The organism is Gelidibacter sp., assembly GCF_035577925.1.
Taxonomy (GTDB): domain Bacteria; phylum Bacteroidota; class Bacteroidia; order Flavobacteriales; family Flavobacteriaceae; genus Gelidibacter.
On sequence record NZ_DATJCY010000056.1, the window covers coordinates 1 to 2,251 of the forward strand.

The 2,251-nt window shown below is 34.7% G+C and carries 2 protein-coding genes; both read left to right on the forward strand.

Features of this window, described 5'->3' with window-relative positions; all coding sequences use genetic code 11:
* A partial coding sequence (locus VNJ50_RS01770; protein ID WP_325578471.1) for a site-specific integrase occupies positions 1–991 on the forward strand: 991 nt, incomplete at its 5' end.
* 180 nt (positions 992–1,171) lie between these two features.
* The gene (gene lnu(I), locus VNJ50_RS01775) at positions 1,172–1,942 is read left to right on the forward strand and encodes a lincosamide nucleotidyltransferase Lnu(I) (protein WP_125020247.1); all 771 of its coding nucleotides are present in this window, start codon (positions 1,172–1,174) and stop codon (positions 1,940–1,942) included.
* Positions 1,943–2,251: the final 309 nt, after the last annotated feature.

Genomic DNA, 2,251 nt, shown 5'->3' on the forward strand with positions numbered 1-2,251 from the left:
CCAAAAGCTGTGGAGTGTAATTAACACAGCCGAAAAACTAAAGGAAATCAAACAAATCCTTCATCCAAATTATGAAATAAAAACAGAAGAGAGGAGCGTGCCCATCGCTAACAGTAAATTATCAGAAAAATCGATGCTTATCATGGCGCAGTATGAACAGAAATTGATACTCAAAGCCTATAGCCGTAGTACCATTCAATCCTATAAAAGTGAATTCGCCAGTTTTTTGGTGTTTTTTGAAAGTCGGAATCTCGAGGAATTGACCAAAGAAGACATTGAAGGCTATTTGGCGCATCTCATTCAAAAGTTCAAAATATCAGAAGTAAAACAAAATCAATCGATCAATGCCATCAAATGGTATTATGAAAAAGTTTTGGGGAAACCCAAAGAATACTATACGCTAACCCGAGCCAAGAAAACCAAAACATTACCCAGTGTTTTAAGCGAAGAAGAAGTGTTTAGGCTGATCAATGCACCCACAAACATCAAACACAAAACCATTCTATACACACTGTACAGCGGCGGACTTCGATTGAGTGAAGTGGTAAACTTACGCATCAGAGATGTGCATTCCAGCGAAGGGTATTTGTATATCAAAGGAGGAAAAGGTAAAAAAGATAGAAAAACAGTGCTCTCACCTACCCTGCTTACCCTTCTCCGAACCTATTATAAAAAAGAAAAACCTGCCTATTGGCTGTTCGAAGGCCAAGACGGTGGAAAATACAGCCCAAGAAGCGTACAAGCTATATTCAGACAAGCGATGGAAAAAAGCGAAATCAATCCGTGGGCAACTGTTCATACTTTACGTCATAGTTTTGCTACGCATTTATTGCAAAATGGAGTGAATTTACGAAATATACAAGTCATGTTAGGTCACAGTAGTTCTAAGACGACCGAGATTTATACCCATATTTTGAATATTTCAAACAAAAAAATTGAAAGTCCTTTGGATTCTATGCTAAAAAACAATATGTTTGATAGAAATATATAATGGAAATAGGCGCAACTCGTTGCGTATATCCAATTGTTGGCGGTAATTTGAAGAAACAATTAACAACGAAAAACATTCAAGAAAATGAAGCTATAAGTAACTGTAAGATAGAATAAGAATTGAAATATCCTTTACTACGCTAAGTAGAAAGGACGATTGTTAATATTAAAAAATTAGAAAATGATACAGTTACAGATGATTGACAAAACAAAGTCAATAGCTCAAAATGATAAAAATATTTCTGCCGTATTTATGTATGGGTCATTTACCAAAAATGAAGGGGACAAATATTCAGATATTGAATTCTACATCTTCTTGAAGGATAAAGAAAAATTTTCCGCTGAAAATTGGGTAAGCCAAATTCATCCTTTGGCATTATATTTTACCAACGAGTTTGGAAGTGAAGTTGCCATTTTTGAAAATATGATAAGGGGGGAGTTTCATTTTTTGACAAACGACCAAATGGAAGTTATCAAATCGTGGGACGGTTTGGTAGAGTTTAGCGACTTTGACAAGATGATTTTAGTAGATAAAGAAGATTTATTGACTAACACGCTCAAAGAAATAAAAACTAAAGTACCTGATCGAACAACAAATGAAAATATCCTGTGGTTGAGCCAATCATTGTTGAATGTTTTACTTACAACAAGCAACTTAATTAAACGACAGGAATTTGCTCACGCTTACCAAAGCTTATCAAATGTTCAAAAATATTTACTTTGGTTAATAAGAATTGAAACATACCAAACCAAACATTGGGAAAGTCCAACAAAAAGCTTGGAAAAAGACATAGATCCAGATTGGTATTCGTTATTTCAGCAGACAACATCAGAATTAGATCCGACAGATATTAAAACAGCTTTCAAGAAGACATTAACATTGACTGAAAAACTTTTTGATAATCTTGGAGTTGAAGCAAAATTAAAGGGGGTATTAAGGAGAATTGAATAAATAAACTACCGCCAACATTGTATAAGCGTAATGCGGGCGAAGTGGCTAAAATTTAGTATTTTGCCATCTATCAAAGTTCGTGTTGGCGGACAGTGTATTGCTCCGAAAACCCGCACTACGCTTATACTTGACCGTTAGCACCAATTTTAAAGAGACCAAAATGGACACAATAGAATTTCATAAATCTACAACAAAAGAACTTCTTGCAATTAAAGATAGAGTTAGAAACTTAGTAAATCATTGGGGTGAAGATGGTAGACATCAAGAAGCAGTAATCAAAACTATGATTCAAAGATTTCTTCCTGAAAG